The sequence below is a fragment of the Mycobacterium sp. 1274761.0 genome (genome assembly GCF_001668615.1).
In the GTDB taxonomy this organism is placed as follows: Bacteria; Actinomycetota; Actinomycetes; order Mycobacteriales; family Mycobacteriaceae; genus Mycobacterium.
Map to the genome: position 1 here is coordinate 31,687 of NZ_LZMC01000062.1, position 19,993 is coordinate 51,679.

At 59.9% G+C, this 19,993-nt stretch carries 16 protein-coding genes and 1 pseudogene; 15 read left to right on the plus strand and 2 right to left on the minus strand.

The genetic code is table 11. From position 1 onward, the window contains the following. Positions 1–103 precede the first annotated feature (103 nt). Positions 104–841, plus strand: a complete 738-nt coding sequence (locus tag A5651_RS12615; RefSeq protein ID WP_231988673.1) for a TetR/AcrR family transcriptional regulator — start codon at positions 104–106, stop codon at positions 839–841. On the opposite strand, the gene A5651_RS12620 is transcribed toward A5651_RS12615, so the two are convergent. Further along, the gene (locus tag A5651_RS12620) at positions 838–2,562 is read right to left on the minus strand and encodes a class I adenylate-forming enzyme family protein (RefSeq protein WP_066981181.1); all 1,725 of its coding nucleotides are present in this window, start codon (positions 2,560–2,562) and stop codon (positions 838–840) included. The genes A5651_RS12615 and A5651_RS12620 overlap by 4 nt on opposite strands. A gap of 17 nt (positions 2,563–2,579) precedes the next feature. Next, complete coding sequence (locus A5651_RS12625) at positions 2,580–3,779, minus strand: MaoC family dehydratase N-terminal domain-containing protein (RefSeq protein WP_066981178.1); 1,200 nt, start codon at positions 3,777–3,779, stop codon at positions 2,580–2,582. Between the two features lie 425 nt (positions 3,780–4,204). On the opposite strand from A5651_RS12625, the gene A5651_RS12630 reads away from it, so the two are divergent. The 14 genes and pseudogenes from A5651_RS12630 to A5651_RS12690 all read left to right on the plus strand — a co-directional run bounded on the left by A5651_RS12630 (position 4,205) and on the right by A5651_RS12690 (position 19,934). After that, positions 4,205–5,203: an acyl-CoA dehydrogenase family protein gene (locus A5651_RS12630; RefSeq protein ID WP_066981184.1), complete on the plus strand. Its 999-nt coding sequence runs from the start codon at positions 4,205–4,207 to the stop codon at positions 5,201–5,203. After that, complete coding sequence (locus A5651_RS12635; RefSeq protein WP_066980610.1) at positions 5,187–6,359, plus strand: acyl-CoA dehydrogenase family protein; 1,173 nt, start codon at positions 5,187–5,189, stop codon at positions 6,357–6,359. The genes A5651_RS12630 and A5651_RS12635 overlap by 17 nt, the downstream gene beginning before the upstream one ends. 48 nt (positions 6,360–6,407) lie before the next feature. Beyond that, complete coding sequence (locus A5651_RS12640) at positions 6,408–7,262, plus strand: enoyl-CoA hydratase/isomerase family protein (protein WP_066980614.1); 855 nt, start codon at positions 6,408–6,410, stop codon at positions 7,260–7,262. Between the two features lie 43 nt (positions 7,263–7,305). After that, positions 7,306–7,674 (plus strand): nuclear transport factor 2 family protein, encoded by a 369-nt coding sequence (locus tag A5651_RS12645; protein WP_066980617.1) that lies wholly within the window; start codon positions 7,306–7,308, stop codon positions 7,672–7,674. Positions 7,675–7,715: 41 nt separating this feature from the next. Further along, on the plus strand, positions 7,716–9,296 hold the full coding sequence (locus A5651_RS12650; RefSeq protein ID WP_082943737.1) for an AMP-binding protein: 1,581 nt from the start codon (positions 7,716–7,718) through the stop codon (positions 9,294–9,296). Positions 9,297–9,317: 21 nt separating this feature from the next. Then, positions 9,318–10,643: a cytochrome P450 gene (locus tag A5651_RS12655; protein ID WP_082943738.1), complete on the plus strand. Its 1,326-nt coding sequence runs from the start codon at positions 9,318–9,320 to the stop codon at positions 10,641–10,643. Further along, positions 10,633–12,483, plus strand: coding sequence for an NAD(P)/FAD-dependent oxidoreductase (locus tag A5651_RS12660; RefSeq protein ID WP_066980625.1), 1,851 nt, complete (start codon positions 10,633–10,635; stop codon positions 12,481–12,483). The genes A5651_RS12655 and A5651_RS12660 overlap by 11 nt, the downstream gene beginning before the upstream one ends. Before the next feature lie 215 nt (positions 12,484–12,698). Next, entirely contained in the window at positions 12,699–13,811 is a 1,113-nt protein-coding gene (locus tag A5651_RS12665; RefSeq protein ID WP_066980628.1) for an ABC transporter substrate-binding protein, read from the plus strand. A 3-nt stretch (positions 13,812–13,814) separates the two neighbouring features. Next, positions 13,815–14,960 carry a spirocyclase AveC family protein gene (locus A5651_RS12670; protein ID WP_066980630.1) on the plus strand — a complete coding sequence of 382 codons (1,146 nt, stop codon included), beginning with the start codon at positions 13,815–13,817 and terminating at the stop codon, positions 14,958–14,960. Further along, the gene (locus A5651_RS12675) at positions 14,957–15,961 is read left to right on the plus strand and encodes an SDR family oxidoreductase (RefSeq protein ID WP_066980633.1); all 1,005 of its coding nucleotides are present in this window, start codon (positions 14,957–14,959) and stop codon (positions 15,959–15,961) included. Before A5651_RS12670 ends, A5651_RS12675 begins: the two co-directional genes overlap by 4 nt. A 37-nt stretch (positions 15,962–15,998) precedes the next feature. Further along, a pseudogene (locus A5651_RS25990) lies at positions 15,999–16,082 on the plus strand (aldehyde dehydrogenase family protein); the annotation flags it as partial. Between the two features lie 124 nt (positions 16,083–16,206). Further along, on the plus strand, positions 16,207–17,421 hold the full coding sequence (locus tag A5651_RS12680) for a cytochrome P450 (RefSeq protein WP_066980636.1): 1,215 nt from the start codon (positions 16,207–16,209) through the stop codon (positions 17,419–17,421). Positions 17,422–17,507: 86 nt separating this feature from the next. Further along, positions 17,508–18,773, plus strand: a complete 1,266-nt coding sequence (locus A5651_RS12685) for a cytochrome P450 (RefSeq protein ID WP_066980639.1) — start codon at positions 17,508–17,510, stop codon at positions 18,771–18,773. 90 nt (positions 18,774–18,863) lie between these two features. Continuing rightward, positions 18,864–19,934 carry an NAD(P)-dependent oxidoreductase gene (locus A5651_RS12690; RefSeq protein WP_066980641.1) on the plus strand — a complete coding sequence of 357 codons (1,071 nt, stop codon included), beginning with the start codon at positions 18,864–18,866 and terminating at the stop codon, positions 19,932–19,934. The last annotated feature ends 59 nt before the right edge of the window (positions 19,935–19,993 follow it).

A 19,993-nucleotide genomic window follows, 5' to 3' on the forward strand; every position in this document is an offset into this window, starting at 1 on the left:
GCCGATATCGTGTTTGCATGCTGTCTCTTCACCGTCATGCCGCCGACGGCGGCGCGTGCGCTGGTTCGCAGCGCTCGCTTTCAAGGCGCTTGGACGGTGGGCAGTGAAAACAGGTGAGGCTCCCAAGAATGCGCCGGATGGACGCAATGGAGCCGGAAGCACGTGGCAGGAGCGGGCCGTCGAGCGTCGACTCGGTGACGCGCGGGCACTCGCCGTCGCTCGCAGCACGCAATTCATGGCAACGGCCCTTGAGCTTCTTCAGGAATCCGGCCAGGCGAATTTCACGCTGCAGACTCTGGCCGACCGCGCCAACCTGAGCGTACGGACGTTCTACCAGCACTTCGCTGGCAAGGACGAACTTCTTCTCGCGCTGTACGAGGACGTGACCGCGCGATACACCGAGGCGATTAGGGAGAAGGTCGAGGCTGCCGATGGCCCGATGGGACAGCTGGAGGCATGGTGCCGGGGCGTGCTTTCGCGGCCGGGCGCATCGCAAGAAGTCGGCGGTCGCCTCGTTCTTCTTTACAACTTGAGCCTTGAGCTGGATAACCCGGAGGCATTCGCGAAAGTGTGGGAGCCGCACCGCAAGTTGCTGACAGAGATTTTGACCGCGTGCTCCCAAGCTGGCCTTATTCGAAACGATCTCACTCTGTCGCAATTGACCTCACTCTTGGGCTACACGCTGACGTCTTTTGGGCAGTTCAACGCGCTGCACGAGGGGATGGACGGCGCTAGCCTGACCGAAGAGGTTGTGTGGTCCTGGTGTCGTCAAGCGTTACTCCCTTCCGCGGCGGTGCACGGAGGTAATTCAAACGCTGGCGAGCGGCCACCCGACAGCTAGCTGCGCGCCGGTGGAAATGATTGTTCCACAGCCGATTTCGAGAGCCGCTTCATTGCTAATTCGCGGAGCTCGCCGGACTTGATTTTGTCGCTGCCTGTCAGCGTGATGTCGTCATCGCGGAAGAAAAGCACGTGGCGCGGCACCTTGTAGCTCGCCAGCCGTTCCCGCAAGTACTGGCGGATCTCCTCGGCTTCGAGACTCGCGCCGTCGTGCGGGACCACACACGCGACGACGACCTCCCCGAGCGTCCTATGCGGCACGCCAACGGTCTTGGTCACTTTTACACCTGGATGCTTTGCCAGTAATTCATCGATTTCGAGCGGTGACACATTCGCACCGCCCGTCTTGATGATGTCCGAGAGCCTGCCCTCCCAGAACAGTCGGCCGGCCTCGTCGAGATAGCCGTTGTCGCCGGTGGGGAAGAACCCTTCGGAATCGAGCGTCTCACTCAACGGTGTACCGATGTAGCCCAGCATGAGTGTCGGACCTTTGACGCAGATTTCTCCTCTGCCGCCGCGCGGAAGCACCACTCTGCTGAATGGATCGACAATTTTGAGTGTCACCCCAGGAAGCGGCCAACCCCAACTGTCTCCATGCATCTCGCGAGGCGTGTCGGCCTCGACCATCGTTGAGAAGGTAAATGTTTCGGTGTTTCCGTAAGCGTGATCAGGCACGAACCGTTCGACAGACACCGTGGGGTGACGCACGATCGGTGTGTTGACATCGGCGAATCGCATTGCGCTGAGGTCGACGGTTAGCCAATTGGGTGCGGCTTCGACCTGTGCCCACTGGTGTGGCCACGCAAAGGGGTAGTTGACTCGTTCGGCAGCCATCAGGTCGAGCGCCGCAGTCGCGTCAAACGTCGGCTGCAGGACGAGGCAACCTCCGGCGGCCAACGTTGCTCCCAAAGACATCACGAAATTGCCGGACCAGAAGAAGCCGTTCGCTGACCAACAACGGAGATGATCGTCGGGACTGAAGCCGCACACTCTTCGGAAGCGCCACATCTGTATGGTGACGCCGCGATGGGCGCTGAGGATGCCTTTCGGTTTGCTCGTCGAGCCTGACGAGAAGAACAACGCTCCTGCATCGCTGGGTCGAACCGACTCACCGGTCGCATGTACCAGTGCCTGCGGTTCATCGTGAGCATGGGCAAGGAATGCGTCCCACGTGTCGATGCCGGATGGCGCGTCGCCGATCGTTGCAAGGTAGCGGAGGAACGGAAACCTCTCGGATTGCAGTGTTCCGGGGACGGCTGTGTCGATCTCGGGCGCGAGTTCGGACAGCACGGCCGCGAAGTCCGTCTTGAGCACCCGCCGCTCGAACAACAGCACTGCAATGCTTGATGCATTGAGCAGGTAATCGAGCTCCGCCGGGGTTGAGAAGGTGCTAAGCGTGACGGCCACACCTCCGGCGAGCGAGATGCCGAAAAACGCCGAAAGCCATTCTGGCCGATTGGTCATCAGGATGCCGACCCGGGTGTCTTTGCCGACGCCGCGCGCGCGCAAGGCGCACGCCACCTCGACTGCCCGCTCCCACAGGTCGGCGTAGGACCAGCGGATTTCACCACCTGCCGCATGAAACACGACAGCTTCGCGGCTGCGATACATCAATGTCACTTCACGCAGAAAGCCGGGCAACGTCAGGGGGCCGAGTCCTGGCTCATCGCTCAATAACGGGCCGGAAGTGATCGAAAGCGTCTGGGCGACTTCAGAGTTCATCAACTTTTGCGACCTCGTCACATCGGTAGCTCGACCTCGGCTGTGCAGTCAACGAGTTCTTCGCCGGTCTGGTTGGTCAGACGCAACTTCACCTGGACGAGTGGCACCCCCCACGACGACTCGGCCTGCTTGCCGATGATTTCGGCGTCGAAGTAGGTCACGTCGCCTTCGAAAGCCGGACCACGGAAGTCGGCCTTGCTATGGCGGACCATTCCGTCGTGGCCGGCCCAGTAGGCCAGATAGTCAGTGCACCAGGCGCCCATCGTTGCACCGTAGCCATAGGCGCGTGCCATACCGACCTCACTAGCGCGATCGGCATCGATGTGGCCGCGCGACGGTCCCAGGTAAAGGCCGTCTCGTTTTCGTGGATCGATGAACGCGTCTTCTTCGTCGAAAGCGAAGTCCTTGCCGAAGCCCGGATCCTGGTTGATCCAAGGATCTTCGACGCCGGGTGGTGCGACCCATTCGAATCCGCCCCAGATGTTAAAGACAAACGCGCGGTACTCAGTAGTGAAGGTCGCGATGGTGTGCGGGCCGATCACACGACGTGGCAGCGTGTCGCCCACTTTGACTTCGTCGAAATGCGGTGAGACGCCAAGCCGATTCGACTCAATCCAATCGCGTCGAAGCCTGTCGACTTCCTCCAGTTCGAATTGCGTCCATTTCTTGATCTCGCCGAGTTGGTTCTCGAACATGCCCCGTTTGGTCGCTTCTTCGACCAGGTAGCGGATTCCGGTCGATCTCTCACGCGCGACAAGTACGCCATTCTGGTTGGTGTGGGTGGTGTCACCGCGCGAGAACATCGTAGGACCAGCGAACTTAGTTTCAACCACTTTGTAGTCGTGGAACCGGCGCGCCTGAAACAGCTTGTCTCCCGGCCGCACCGGGCAGCCGTAGAACCACCATTCCTCTCCGCCAAAGATGAGGTGGCTGTTCGGAATGTGCCCGACGCATGCCGGGGCTGCCCCGTGCCCGTAATCGAGAGCGACAGCGATGGACTGTGGTGCGATAAGGCCGCCGAACTTGGAAGCGCGGGCGAACCGCTCATCCCAGTGAAGCGGATTGGGGTAGTCCATCGCCATCACCCAACGGCGAATGTCGGAAGAACTGCATGGGTCCCACAGCTGGCCGCCGCCGATAGGTTTTCCCACCCGGTGATCGACGTCGGACAAATCAAGCTCGACTTGCGACGTATCGGGGACTGGCTTCCTGGCCATGGTCATCTCCTGCTCAGCGATTGACAGTGAAACTGACGACGGCGGCCGGGTTGGCGCAAGACGGACTTCCGTTTTCGGCGGTAGGGCGCTGAGGCGTGCGGGCTGTAGAACCCCCGATCGGCGGCGCATGTTGGTGCGGTTGCACCCGATTGGCGGGCGTCGGCCGCGCGTAGCGTACGTAGCGTTGTAGCAAACTGCATCTAAGCTCCTGCCTGGCTAGTGCGCCGCTACCGCGAAGACGGTGTCGATCTGCGAACGCCCTCATGTCGATCGTGATTCTCACCTTCGGAACCATGGATGTACGCAAACCGTCAATCATGGATGTTGCTATCTGTTTATGATGGTTGTCAAGAATCGCGCACGTTGACTTTCAAGAAATGAGAACGATATTCTCGTTCGACATCTTCGACGACGACGGGACTGGAGTGCTTCTAGAGCTTGACGCTGACCAGCGTCTCTGGCGCGAAACGGTCCAGGACGCCGTGACGAAACAGTGCCCACCGTCGCTCGTTCGGGCGATCGCGGAGGGCGGTTCCGATGATGGTCCCCTGTGGCGGTGGTATTGCGATCAAGGCTGGACGGAGCTCACGAGCGCGGAATGCTTCGTTGAGCTCGCCCTGGTACTCGAAGAGCTGGGGCGAGCGAGTGACCCAACGTCCTTTTTGGCGACCACCACCCAATTCGCGCCCCTGGTGGGTGACCAGTTCGACCCCAAACAGTCGGGTGCTGCGGTCTACAACGGGGTCACCGCGCATCGCGATGGCTTGGGATGGCAGCTCGACGGTGCCGCTCGGTTCGTCCTCGACGCAGACCGGGCGCAACACCTTGCGGTCATCACTGAAGCTGGGGTCTTCGTTGTCGACTCGGATCGTGTCGCATCCCGACGGGCCGCGATATTCGACCCCGGGCTGCACGTGGTCGACCTAATAGTTGATGGAGTTCGGGTAAGCGATGAGGACCGAATTGCCTGCGACACGGAGCGTGCCAAGCATGTCGCACTCACCGGCATGGCGATACACACGGTCGGTGCCTGCCAGCGGATTCTGGAGATGGCGCTCGAGCACGTAAAGGAGCGTCATCAGTTCGGGGTGGCGATCGGATGGTTTCAAGCCATTCAGCATAAAGCTGCCGATATGCACGTGTCAATCGAACGGGCGCGCGCGCTGAGTTACTTCGCCGCGTTGACCATCGCGGCCGATGACCCGAGGCGCCGGATCGCGTCCTTGATGGCGAAAGTGGCTGCAGGAGAGGCACAGTCGCGAGTAGTTAGACATGGGATGCAGTGCTTTGGCGCCATGGGACTTACATGGGAAAACGACCTGCAATTCGCCATCAAGCGCGCCAAGGCGGGGGAACTGATGCTCGGCGGCGCCGCAGAGCATCGCGCGGTCATCGCGAAGGAGTATCGTGCAGCTGACTTTTGATGAAGACGTCGAAGCCTTTCGCGCAGAGTTCTCCGCATTCCTCGACGAAAACCTGCCGACCGAGGCGCAGACGCTCGAACGTCCACAATCGGTGTCCCACATGCCGCAGTGGGCCAGGGATTGGCAACGCCTGCTGTTCGACAACGGCTGGTTGTTACCCGCCCAGTCGCCGGAGTTCGGGGGTCGCAACGCGACTGTATTGCAGCAGTTCGTGCATCTCGACGAACTATGCAGACGGAGAATCTTTCACAGCTTCAACCCGCAGGGCGTGAACATAGTCGCAACATCGCTGATCGCGTTCGGAACAGCAGATCAAAAGCAGCGCTGGGCGGTACCTGTGCTACGCGGCGAAATGACGGCCTCGTTGGGGATGAGCGAACCCAACGCCGGCTCTGACCTTGCTTCGCTCAGCACGAGGGCCGTCCGTGAAGGCGACGAGTTCGTCGTCAACGGTCAAAAAGTGTGGACTTCAGGAGCGCACCACGCCGACTTCTTGCTGACTTTCGTGCGCACCGATCCGGACGTGCCGAAACACAAGGGTATCTCCGCGCTGGTCATCCCCAGGGACACCCAGGGCCTGGTCTGTCGCCCCTTCGCCGACGTGGCAAGCCAAGACAACCTCGACTTCAACGAGGTGTTCTTCGCCGACGTTCGCGTCCCAGCGGAAAACCTTGTCGGCGAGCTCAATCAGGGCTGGCGGGTAGCCAACGCGTCGTTGGGCCACGAACGAACCATGATGTGGCTGTTGTTCGCGGATCGGCTCGACAACCTGATCGCAGACTGCCGGCCACGCACTTCTGTCCAGCGCGACCAATACGCATCGATGATCATGGATTATCACGCTTTGCGCGCTATGGGGTCAGCAGCCCTGGCCCGCGCTGCGCGCGGGGAGGCGGATACGTCGTCTGTGTCGGTGCTAAAGCTGCTCGGCTCTGAGGCTGAAAGACGAGCCGCCGATGTCTTATTGGATACGACGGGGATTCACGGTCTATTGCATCCAGTGACCGGCCGATACCAACACATGAACAACGACGAGTACTTCGCGAGCAGTTTCGAGCGCTACACCCGCGGTATCGCAGCCACCATCGCCGGAGGTACATCTGAGATCCAACGAAACATCATCGCTCAGCAAGTGCTCGGTCTTCCGCGTGGCTGAGAACGGAGCTGAGCGCCTCAGTCGATACACCTCACAGGGAGACGCGTGATGCATGAAACGCACTGGACTGAGATGGCATGTCTCAAGGTGCAACGCCAGGCGGGCATCGTCACAGTTCGCCTGAACCGACCCGAGAAGATGAATGCCATCAATAGCACTATGGAGAAGGAGTTCTACTCCGTTCTCTCAGACTGTGACCGGATGGACGACATCAAGTGCGTCGTCCTGACGGCCGAAGGCCCGAACTTCTCCTCCGGCCATGACATTCAACAGGTCGCGGCCGAAACCATCGGCGGGCAAGAGCCGGCGACGATCCAGGACAAGTACTGGGTTCACACAGGCGATCTACTTCCACCGTGGCGCTTCACAAAGGGTCTTGTAGCCGCGACCAAAGGATTCGTGGGGCCTCACGCCAACACATTCCTGCTCGCGGCCGATGTCGTTATCGCAGCGGATGATTCCCGCTTCAGCTGGGAAGAATCCCGGGTCGGCGTCGGCGCACCATACGGCCCCTATGCGTTGATGCCCTTCCACTTCCCTATCCGCGTCATGAAGCAGCTGTGGATGACCGGGGGTTGGCTGGACGCGGAGACGGCACATCGGTTGTTCTACGTGAACAGAGTCGTCGCGCTCGGCCAGGAAGAGGACGTAGCGATGCGCTTCGCAGAGCAGATAGCACGGATGGAAACCGGTGATCTCGTCGCCAATAAACGCGGAACGCACCGCCTGTACGAAGCGGCTGGCCTGTCCGCGATGGTTGATGTGGGTCGGGATCCATACGTTCCGAGTGCGGAAGCGGCAATCGCAAAGGAGCATCACCTCAGGCTGATTCACGAGAAGGGCGTGAGAGCCGCTGTACAAGAACGTGATATGGGCTGGGATGACGAAGTCAGCAAGGTGTGAACTTCTCATCTTCCGCCGACGGTACTGCTAGAAGGGAACAGAAATGCCAGACACCAACGCGATTGTCGCGGCGATCAACGCGCACTGCGAGACGCTGAGCAATCACGATAAGGATGGCTGGTTGGCTCTTTGGGCCGATGACACTGTTCTGGAAGATCCCGTTGGGGTAGATACGTACACCGGTATCGAGAGTCTGCGGACAGCCTTCTGGCAGTTGGTAACTGACCTTTCGCCGATGAAGCTGTGGCTCGAGCGCGACGTCATAGTGTGCGGTAATGAAGCGATCGCCATCCTGCAGGGCGTGGTGACACGCGAGGGCGCGATGCAGCATGTCGGCCCACTTGTCGATCACTTCACTTTCAATGATGCGGGAAAGATCTCGATGATGCGCGCTTTCTGGAAGTACGCGTGATATCGGCATCATCGGAAACGCTACCCGCCATCGTCAATCGCATGGCGGAGTCGGATCCACATCGGGTGTTCATACGCACAGTGGACGGTGCATCCGCCACCTGGGGTGAACTGAACTCATTGATAAGCACATGGGCGGCACGCTTTTTGGCGCTCGACGTCAGTCCCGGTGACGTCGTCGTCACCATCCTTGACGCAGGCCTGGACTCAATGGCTGCTTGGCTCGGTCTCGCCAGTATCGGTGCGGTCGATGCGGCGACGAACCCGGAATTCCGTGGACGCATGCTCGCCTACGCGATAAACAATTGCGCTCCGGAGTTACTTGTGTTGTCTGCACAGTACGTCGGTGTCGTCGAAACCGTCGCCGCAGACTTGCGGACGGTCAGACGAGTACTCGTACTCGACGGCGTAGACGACGATTTTGCGCAGAGCTCGTCCCTGCCTGGCGTCACCCACCCGGAAGCTCTCAGGCTGGATATGGCAGCTGCGTGCGATCGGATCAGGGTGCCGGCATTTCACGATATCGCCTGTATCACCTACACCTCCGGAACCACTGGGCCTTCCAAGGCGGTCAGGCTGCCGTGGGGCCAACTGCACGCGATCAATTCCGGCACCTTTCCGATCGAGGACCTTACACCGGCGGACATCTTCTACTGCACGACATCGCATGCCCATTTCGGTTCGAAGTCGATTCCTTACAACGCAGCTATGGTCGGCGGACAAGTGGTCATGAGGCCGCGTTTCGCTCTCTTCAGCTTTTGGAACGATGTCGTCAGCTTCGAAATCACAACCGCGATGCTCGTCGGATCGATGGCCGATGCGCTGCTGAGGTATCCGGATAGCCCGGCGGGGCCAACGACTTTGAAGAACTTATTCATGGCGCCCCTCGGCTCCAATTATCAACAGTTCAGCGAGAGATTCGGAGTCCGTATCTGCACTGTGTACAACAGTACGGAGGGCGGCGTCGCTATAAGGTCGGGTTGGAACCCAACGAATAGTCGCACCGTCGGCCGAGTTCGAGAGGGCTATCCCGGTTTCGAAGTTCGCCTGGTGGATGCGAACGACTATGAAGTCGCCGATGGCACAGCGGGCGAATGTGTGGTGCGCTCCCGCGTGCCGTGGGTGATGAACGCGGGCTACCTGAATAATGACAGTGCGACGGCGTCCGCATGGCGCAACGGCTGGTTTCATACGGGTGACGCGCTTGTTCGCACACCGCCTGGTGACTACATCTTCGTCGATCGATTGAAAGACGCCATCCGACGCAGGGGCGAGAATATTTCGTCGTTCGAGGTCGAAGCGGACGTGCTTCGCAATTCGGACATTGTTGAATGCGCCGCGGTAGCGGTACCCGCCGACGGCGTCGAAGATGAAATCCTGCTATTCGCTGTTAGGCGTCCTGAGTCCACGATCGGCCCGCAGGATCTGCATGAGGATCTTGGGACTCGGATGGCTCGGTTCATGGTTCCTCGCTATATCGAGTTCGTGGACGAACTCCCGAAAACTCAAGCGACCCTGCGCGTTATTAAAGCTGAGCTACGTCAGCGTGGCGTCGGCCCCAATACATGGGATGCGAAAGGCCAGCCGTCTTGTACGCGACCGAGTGCAGTTGCCAACAACTGATGGCAGAGGGGTGAGCTTGTGATGACAGAAGGAATGACTGCAGCCAGTGGGTGCCCGGTCGGCGCCGAGCGCCTCGATTCTCTCGACGGGGTGTCGTTCATCGATCCGGCAATTCAAGAAAGACCGTTCGCCTACTACCGCACGCTCCGATACGACGCCCCGGTCCACTTCGAAAAGGACCTCGGGATGTATCTGGTGTCACGACATGAGGATCTCGAAGCGGTGCTGCGAGATCCGGTCGTGTTCTCCCAAGAGCTCGGCTACTACCAACAGATGGCCCATGGGCACCTCGATGAGATGAAGGAGATCCTTGAACAAACGGGCGGCGGTTTCTTCCCCGACGTCGCCAACATCGACCCACCCCGCCACACTCGGGTACGCAGGCTCCTGTCTCAAGCCTTCAGCAGGAAGCGAATGAAATCCCTTGAGCCACCGTTTGAACAGCTCGTTGACGGGCTGATCGACACATTCACCGAGCGTGGCGAAGTAGACGGGTTGCACGAACTGGCGTTGCCGATGGCGATCGCGTTCAGCATGCAGCAACTACAGGTCGACGATCTGGACATGAGCACGATCAAGCGTTGGGGCAGCGCGTACTTATCGCAGTTCAGCCTCACGAATACCCGGGAAGACATGATCCGTGCGGCTCATGAGCTTGCAGAGATGCAGAACTACCTGATCGCGCTTGTTCGTAGACGAATGGACGATCCGGAAGACGACATGCTTTCGGATATCATCACCGCACGAATACCTGACGAGGAGCCTCTGAGTTTCGAGGAGTTAGTCGCAACCGCTCGAGCTCTTCTTATCAACACTCATGATTCGATGTCCACGGCGTTCTCCAACATCCTTTTTCAGGTAGCGACCAACCCGGATATCGCCACGCAGTTTTACGATGCCGCTGAAGATGACTCGCTGATGGGACGATTCGTCGAGGAACTTCTACGTCTCGAGCCGCCGGTGCGAGCGCTCTCGCGGGTGACCACTGAGCCGGTGATGTTGGGACAGAAGGCGCTACCTAAGGGCGCGCACCTACTGGTCCTGTTCGCCTCGGCTAACGACGACGAATCGGTATTTGAATGCCCGCGTCAGTTCGATCCGAGTCGATTCAACATCCGTAAGAGTATGACGTTCGGGGCAGGCGTGCATTTGTGCCTGGGTGTATCGCTTGCGCGCATGCAGCTACTTGTCGCAGCAAAGCAGACGGCGCGGCGCCTGCGCAATCTCAGTCTGGCGATACCGGTCGAGGACATCCGGTACATACCCAACGCTGCCTTGCTGGCGATGGAGAAGCTTCCCCTGACCTTCGTTCCCCGGTCCGAGGGAGGCCGCGCCGATGACATGTGAACCCACGCAGCTGCCGGATCAATCGGATGTCGACATTCCGGCCCTTCGTCAAAGGTATCGCGAAGAGCGGAGCCGCCGCCTGCGTCCCGACGGTCAGAAGCAATACACGCCGGCGGCGGAGGCAACACCAGCAATCGACTACAGCGATCCGCACATGCCGCGCTTGCCAAGGCAGGCAATTACCGACGAGATAGATGTTGCAATCCTCGGTGGTGGTTGGGCCGGCATATTGGCCGGCCATCACATGCGCAAGTTGGGTATCGACAACTTCCGGATCATTGAGCAGGCGGGCGACTTCGGAGGCGTGTGGTACTGGAACCGCTACCCGGGGCTTTCCTGTGACAACGACTCGTACTGCTATTTACCGCTTTTGGAGGAGATGGAGTTCTTCCCATCGAAGAAGTTCGCTGACGGACTCGAAATACGCGAGTACAGCCAGAGAGTCGCAACCAGATTCAACCTCTATGAAGGGGCACTTTTCCACACATGTGTCAATGCGTTGAGCTGGGATGAGTCCATCAATCGGTGGCGTATCGCGACCGATCGCGGCGATGACCTCCGGACTCGCTTCGTTGTGATGGCGCTCGGGCCGATCAACACTCCAAAGGTGCCCCGCGTCGAGGGCCTCGACGACTTCGAGGGCAAGACTTTTCATACCGCGCGATGGGACTACAACTACACCGGTGGAAGCCAAGAGGAGCCAGTCCTCGACAATCTGCGCGACAAACGCGTAGCCATCGTCGGCACAGGCGCTTCGGCTATCCAGGCGGTGCCCTACCTAGGCAGGTTCGCCAAGCAGTTGTACGTTCTCCAGCGCACTGCTTCTACCGTCGACGAGCGTCATAACACGCCTACAGATCCAGCCTGGCTCGCCACGCTGCAGCCTGGTTGGCAGCGCGAACGCCAAATGAACTTTCACCGCGCAGCGATAGACGGCTTGATGCCGGGTGAACAAGACCAGATTTGCGACATCTGGACGGAGATAAATCGCAACCTCTCTGCTGAGTTCAACGAGACAGGCTGGCCGGAGTCGCCAGAGGAATTCCTGGCGAAGCGCGAAATGATGGACTACCGAGTCATGGAGCGGCTTCGGCAACGGGTCGACGCAGTGGTGAAAGATCAAGAGACAGCAGCGATCCTGAAACCCTGGTATCGGCACATGTGCAAGCGGCCAGCTTCGAGCGACGAGTTCTACCCAACGTTTAACTTGCCGAATGTCCAGCTTCTCGACGTATCGCCGACGCGAGGTCTTGAGCGCGTTACCAGCCATGGATTCATCCACGAGTCCACGGAATATGAGATCGACTGCCTGATTTTCGCCAGCGGTTTCGAGGTGACCAGTGACCTTCAGCGGCGGTGGGGGATCGACAAGGTGTCTGGCCGTGGTGGTCGATCTCTCTATGATCAGTGGGCGCACGAGTTTCGGACTTTCCACGGCGTGATGACGCACGGATTTCCAAATCAGTTCTACATCGGGTTCTTTCAAGGTGGCTTCAACGCCTCGACGACCGAGACGTTCAACAATCAGGGCAAACACATCGCCTGGATTATCAGTCAGGCGCTCGAACGCGGTGCATCTGCTGTGGAGCCCAGTTTGAAGGCGCAGGAAACCTATGTCGACCACGTCCGCGATGTGGCTATCGATACCTCGGCGTTCATCCGAGAATGCACGCCTGGATATTTCAACAATGACGGACAGGAGATCGCCGACGAGAAAGGTGAGCTCCGGCCGCGATCATATACCGGCGAGTTGTACGGCCTTGGGTACTACGCCTTCGAGAAGCTGCTGGAAGGTTGGCGATCGAACGACGATCTGTCGGGACTGGTACTTGAAACATGACTCCAGCAATGTGCTTTGGGATATCACGTTCTCGGCTGGCGTCTCGCGCCTTGCGACCATCGAATGGCTGTCGACCAATCTCGCAGTCATCGTCGAAATCTTCTGGTGTGCAGGCTGAAACATTGTTCTCGGCGATTGCTGAACCGACAACGAGCCAGTCATATCGCGATTCGCACCCTAGGCCGTAATCCAAGATTCCTGTACGAGGAGGTTGTATGTCCTACGAGAGCACTGCAGAGCCGATAAAGGTCGGCTATTTGATGGACTTCACGCTTGCGGCGGATTTTCCGAAGGAGTTGCTGGAATCGTTCGTCCAGTCCTTCGACCTGATTTTCTCCGAGGCGGCTGACCAAGGGCTCATAGATCGTCCGGTGCAGGTGATCTACCGTGAAGTGGAGGGACTGCCAAAGGGATCAGTCAAGGCGGTGATCGATGCCTACGGTGAACTTGCTGACGAAGGCTGCCTCGTAGTTTTTGGGCCAAATATCACCGACAACGTCGTTCCGACACGCGAGGCGATCGAGGAACGCTTCAAAGTGCCTGCGATCAGTGTTACGGGGACAGACGACTGGCTGGGCGAGTGGACGTTCTCCTTCCCCCAAGGGTCTATGACCGACGAACCGATCTTCCTCGCCGATCTCATCGCGAAGAAGGGTTTGAGCACGGTCGGCGTCTTAGTTGAACAGAATTTGATTGGCGAGACTTACCTCGGCAACTTACGACGCGCCTGCGCACGCAAGGGAATTCGTATCGTGGCGGAGGCGCCGATTGCGCAGACGGCGCAGGACATCGGTGCCGCGGTGGGCACTCTGTACGAGGCGCGGGCTGAAGCCATCGTGCATCTCGGGTTCGGTTTCGGGATCGTCTTCATCAATCCGGCACTCGAGGCCGTTGGCTGGGATCCGCCGCGATTCACGACTACTGCATTTCAAAACGCGTGGATCAACCCGATCATGTGGAAAGCATTCATGGGTTGGGTCGGTGTCGATCAGTACGATGAGGCCAACCAGCTCGGGCAAAATTTTCTGGACCGCTATCAGGCGGAATACGGCAACCGACCCGAATACTGCGTTTCCGTTGTCAATCATGATGTGGCGTCGACCCTCGTGCGTGCATTCGCCGATGCGCATCCGTTAAGCCCTCGCGGCGTCAAGGAGGCGCTCGAACGGGTGAAGATGATGCCCGCCGCCTCTGGAGCGCCAGGCACTCGCGTCTCACTGGGCAAATGGACGCGCCGCGCGTGGATGGGGTCGGGGTACCTAGTGGCTCGCACGCTTGACGCCGACGGCGTCAATTCGCATCTTGTCGCGCGGTTTGGTGAGGAGTAACGCATGAGTATCGAAAGACCTACGCCGCACTTGGTTGACACCAAGGATCAGGTGCCTGGCAGCGGAGGGGTTAATCGCACTAACTGGGGCTCGTGGCTCGCCGGCATCGGCTTGCTCGCTTTAACCGGCTTGTTCATTGCGGTTTCGCGCACTGAACTGCATCCACGAGTGGCTAACCCGAACACGGAAGGTAGGCCGCGTCCGGTCGAGTTCCTCTTCGGAATCGACTGGATTACTCCGATCCAGGTCGGCACGGTCGTCGGTCTGATCGCGCTGGTTGTCATCTTCGTGCGCGGTTGGCGGCGCAACCCGGGAAGCCCCATCATGCTCATGTTCCTCTGCACCACGTTGATCGTGTGGCAGGACCCGATCATGAACTGGGCTCCGTACGCGGTGTACAACCCGGATCTGTTGCACTGGCCAGAAAACTGGTACTTGATCATGATGTCGCCGACCGTCGAACCGTTCATCGTGTTCGGCTACGTCTTGTTCTACTTCGGCCCGTATTTCCCGGCGGTCTGGATTCTTCGGAAAATGCAGGCCAAGCGCGGGCCGGAAGCATTCGTCAGTCGGCACCCGCTGATCAGTCTGGGCGTGCTGGTGCTGGTGATCGGCTTCGTGTTTGACGCCGCACTCGAGATTGGCGCGGTCCACACCGGCCTGTACATCTACGCCCAGGTGATCCCCTGGGGATCGGTCTTCACGGGAACCACCTTCCAGTTCCCGTTGATCTGGGAGTCACTCTCGGTGACGTTCGTGATGATCCCGGCCGCCATCCTCGTGTACCGCGATGACACCGGAAAGTCGGTGGCGGAGAAGCTGGCTGCCAAGGCCAAACTCTTCCCCACGAAGCCGGTACTCGGGACGTTCCTGGTGATGTTCGCGATCACCAACGTTGCGTACTTCGCATACGGAGGCTGGTTTTGGGCCATCAAGGCCAGCGGTTTGGCGACCTCGGTCGCGTGCCCGTGGCCGTATCCCGAGGCCAAAGTGTATGACCCGCAGGGGTATTACCGTGCCAACGGCGCGGAGGGGCCGTACTCGGTCGGAAAATGGGCCACCTGGCAGCAGGGGCCATTCCGCAACACCGATGTCGAGCTGGGTTCGGAGAGTGATCGCTGTACGTCCGAGAATGCGGACGGCCGATGACTGACCCGCGCACCGTCGTCATCACCGGTGCCTCTCGTGGGCTCGGGTTCGCCTCAGCCGCGCGCCTTTATCGCGAGGGGTGGCGCGTGGTCTCGGCGATGCGCACCCCTGAACGAGCAATGCCGCTGTTGCGCGAGGCGACAGGAGCCGGCGTGGATGACGACCGACTCGTCGGTGTCCAACTCGATCTGATGGACACCGCGTCGATCACCGCTGCTGCCAAGACGATCGAAGAGACCGTCGGAGCCCCATACGCGCTCGTGCACAACGCCGGAATCTCCGCTGCCGGGATGGTTGAGGAGACCGATATTGAGTTGTGGCAGAACATGTTCGCCACTCATGTGATGGGACCGGTGGTACTGACCAAGGCGCTGTTGCCGTCGATGAGGGCCGCTGGCGAGGGCCGGATCGTGTTGGTGTCCAGCGCCGGCGGCGTGCGCGGTCAGCCGGGCATCGCCCCGTATTCGGCGGCCAAGGGTGCGTTGGAACGGTGGGGCGAATCGATGGCGGGTGAGATCGCGCCGTTCGGCCTCGGCGTCACCATCTTGGTGTCGGGGGTCTACGACACGGACATCATCACTGACGCCGGCACCACCGATGATCGTGATCTCAACGGCCCGTATGCGCGGTTGCACAACACCATCAACTCGCGTGGGCGTTTCGCGGTCAGCCTCGCCCGGCCTCCGCAGAAATTCACCGATGGTCTGGTCAAGGCCTTGGAGGACCGTGCATCGTTCCGGCGGCGCGGAGTTGGTCCCGATGCGTCGATGTTGTTGGCGTCTAATCGGATTCTCCCGTCCGCGGGTATGCATCACATATCGCGGTTGGTGATGGGCATCCCTCGGCGGGGGACGATGCGGGGTGGAGCCTACCCATTGACTACGGCCCAGCGGGCGATGGTGCTGGCGATGAAAGTTATTCCGCAACCGATTATGCAGCGTCTGACCGAGCGTGCAGCCCGACGAGCGGCCGCAAAGACAAGCCCGCACGCAGGAAAGTGAGAACGATGGCTGACACAGCGACGGTCTCATTCGAGTCGGTCCGGTACTTGTGGTCATTCCCTACGAGTATGAAGAGGACGCCATCCGTATCGCCAATGACAGCGTGTACGGCCTGGCCGGAAAACGTGACGTCGACCTCGCTGGACCACTCGCTTGCGGTCGCCTGCACAGAACGGCCGCGTCGGCTCCAGCCAGTACACAGAGCGAAATCCGTCGACGGCCCGGCCACTTGAGAGGAGCCAACAATGTCTGATCTTTTCGACGACCTCGAGGACTTCGCGGCGTTCGACGACGTGGTCTCCGGCAATGTCCGCGATCCCTACCCGGAGTTGGCGCAAACAGCCCGCGATACGCCGATCCAGCGGGTCGAGACGTCCGCGATTCCCGGTGAGGAGGGCAAGCCCTTCTTCATCGTGTACCGGCACGAGGACATTCAAACGATGTTGCGCGACCATGAGACCTTCTCGTCCAACGCGGTGATCCAGATCTTCGGTGACGTACTCGGCCACGGAGTGATGCTCGGTATGGATGAACCCGTACACGGCAGGCTGCGGTCCCTTGTGACCAAAGCGTTTACCCAAAAGGCCCTCGCGCGCTGGGAAGACGAGATCGTGGGCCGCATCGGCAACGAGTTGATCGACCAGTTCGCCGCCGAAGGCAAGACGGACTTGGTCAAGACGTTCACGTTCCCGTATCCGGCGCGGATCATCGCCGCGCTGCTGGGCTTACCGGAGGAAGATTTCCCACAGTTCCAGCGATGGTCGATCTCGATGCTGAGTTTCACCATTAACCCCGAACGTGGCAAGGCGGCCTCCCAGGCACTGATCGACTACTTCAATCCAATCCTCGCCGCTCGGCGCACCGAGCCCCGCGACGATCTGATCAGCAGCCTCACCGCGGCCGAAATCGATGGAAGAAAACTCGCCGACGAGGACATCTACTCGTTCATCCGACTGCTGTTGCCCGCCGGCGTGGAGACCACCTACCGCTCGCTTGGCACTCTGCTGTTCGCGCTGTTGTCCCATCCAGACCAACTGGATGCGATTCGAGCCGATCGGTCGTTGATTCCGCAGGCGATCGAGGAGGGTGTGCGGTGGGACGCTCCATTGCTGAACATCACCCGAGTCGCGACCCGCGATACCGAACTCGCTGGGGTGCCGATCCCGCAAGGTTCATCGGTGATGCCGATGCTCGGTGCGGCCAATCGGCAGGAGGACCGGTACTCCGATCCGAACCTCTTCGACATTTTCCGGCAACCGAAGGTCCCGATCAGCTGGGGACACGGCGTACACGTGTGTCTCGGAATGCACCTCGCACGACTCGAAATGCGTACCGCGATCAACCTTCTGCTCGATCGGCTGCCCAATCTGCGCCTGGACCCCGAAGGCGACGACCCACACATCCGTGGCATGGTCTTCCGGTCGCCCACGAGTCTGCCGGTTCTGTTCGATACGAAGTGACGTTATTACCCCCGCTTCGGCCGGTACGAGCGACCCTCTGAACTGGTCGCCAACGATTCGAGACTTTGGAATAGAGGAGAGAGCATATGACCGACTTCGACACAGTTGACTTTTTCACAGATGAATCCCTTGTGTCCGACCCGTATCCATACTTCGACCATCTTCGGTCCAAATGCCCGGTGGCCCAAGCAACCCCGCTCAACGTCATGGCGGTAACGGGATACGACGAAGCGCTCGCGATATACAAGGACTCGGCATTCTCGTCATGCAACTCGCTAGCCGGTCCGTTTTCCGGGTTCCCGTTTGGCCCTGACGGCGGCGATGATGTCACCGAACTGATCGAGCAGCATCGCCACGTTGCCCCCATGGCAGAGCACATTTCGAATCAGGATCCGCCGTTACACACCCGTACCAGAAGCCTCTTGAATCGGTTGATCACACCGAAGCGCCTCAAGGAGAACGAGGAATTCATGTGGCGGCTGGCCGATCAACAACTGGATACATTTATAGAGCGAGGCAGTTGTGAATTCTTGTCGGCCTATGCAAAACCCTTCTCACTGCTCGTTATTGCCGACCTCTTGGGTGTCCCGCAGCACGACCACGAGGACTTTCGGGCAGTATTCGAAGGCCAAGTCGCGGGTGAGCTAGGGGAGGGGACGACAACCCATAATCCTCTCGAGTGGCTCAACGAGAAGTTTTATTCCTACATCGAGGACCGCAGGCGATCGCCGCGTGGAGATGTATTGACGGAGCTTGCGCAGGCGAAGCATGAGGACGGATCGACGCCGGACATCGAGGACGTCATGAATCTGTCCACGTTCCTGTTCGCAGCGGGCACAGAGACCACGACGAAACTCGTCAGCGCAGCAGTACGCGTTCTCGGCGAGAACCCGCAATTGCAAGCTTCGCTTCGCGAAGATCGCAGCAAGATACCGGCGTTCCTGGAAGAGACGTTGCGCATGGAGAGCCCTGTCAAGGCGCACTTCCGAATGGCGCGCAAGACCACAACCGTCGGAGGAGTGGAAGTGCCCGCGGGTACAACTGTCATGCTCCTACCGGGTGCATGTAACCGCGATGAACGAAAGTTCGGCAATCCCAACACCTTCGACCCCGCGCGACCGAATGTGCGAGAACAAATCGCCTTCATCCGCGGCGCCCACTCCTGCCCAGGCGCCCCATTGGCCAGGGCAGAGGGACGGATTTCAATGAACCGAATCCTTGACCGGATGGCCGACATCGTGGTGTCTGAAGAGCATCACGGGCCGGCTGGCCAGCGCCAGTTCGATTACGAACCCACGTTCATCTTGCGAGGAATGCGCGAACTTCATATCACCTTCACATCCCTCAATTGAGCGTGGCCCGAGAAGTGTTCCATCCACGAATTGCGCTAAGCAACGTCCGGACCGCCGTCTCAAAAAGCAAATGACTTAACCGGGAGAATCATGTCAAATACTGTCCTCGTTACCGGCGGCTTTGGCCTGGTGGGCTCGGCAACCGTCCGGAGGCTGGCCGAACTCGGGCGCAATGTGGTTGCCACTGATCTCGATACGCCCGCCAACCGAAAGGCGGCCGCGAAACTGCCGAGCGGCGTCCACGCCCAGTGGACCGACCTAACCGATTACGAGCAGGTGCAGAAGCTCGTCGCTGACGTCTCACCGGACGCGATTGTTCACCTCGCGGCGGTCATCGCACCGGCGATCTATCCCATACCCAAGGTTGCGCGCCGGGTGAACGTCGACGCCACCGCAAACCTGGTTCGCGTCGTTGAGGGGCTACCGAAGCAGCCGAGATTCGTTCATGCGTCCAGCATCACAGTGATGGGTCCTCGAAATCCGCACCGCACGACTCCTCCGCTGAGGGCGGAAGACCCGATGCGCCCCTACGACGTGTACAGCGGCCAGAAGTCTGAAGGCGAGGAGATCGTTCGAGCGTCGAAGTTGGAGTGGGTGGTCCTGCGACTTGGAGCAGTGCTGAGCCCGCACGTGGGGGCACTGCCGGTCACCACCGACGCAATGTACTTCCAGGCCGCACTACCAAGCGATGGTCGGGTGCAGACCGTCGACGTTCGTGACGTCGCTTGGGCTTTCGCTGCGGCGACCACTGCCGACGTCGCTCGCGAAATCCTCCTGATCGGTGGCGATGACTCCCACCGTTTGACATACGCGGAGGTCACCTCGGGCCTCATCGCGGCTCTGGGCATACCGGGCGCCGTGCCGACGGGTCGGCCCGGCGACCCGAACAGCGACGACGACTGGTTCGTCACCGACTGGATGGACACCACCCGAGCCGAAGAGGCGCTGCAGTTTCAGCACCACTCATGGCCCGATTTGAAGGCCGAACTAGCGGAGCGGTACCGACTGTTGCGCTACCCGGGCCGGCTCATCGCCCCGATGGTTCGACTGTTCATGGCGCGACGGTCACCCTATCGGAATGCGCCGGGTCGGTACGCCGACCCATGGGGTGCAATTCGCGCCAAGTTGGGCGAGCCCTTATGGGATCGGCCGAACGGCTGATGCCGACGGCATAGTGTTCGCGCCGAGCACAATGCCGTCATTAGGGGCGGCCCAGAACT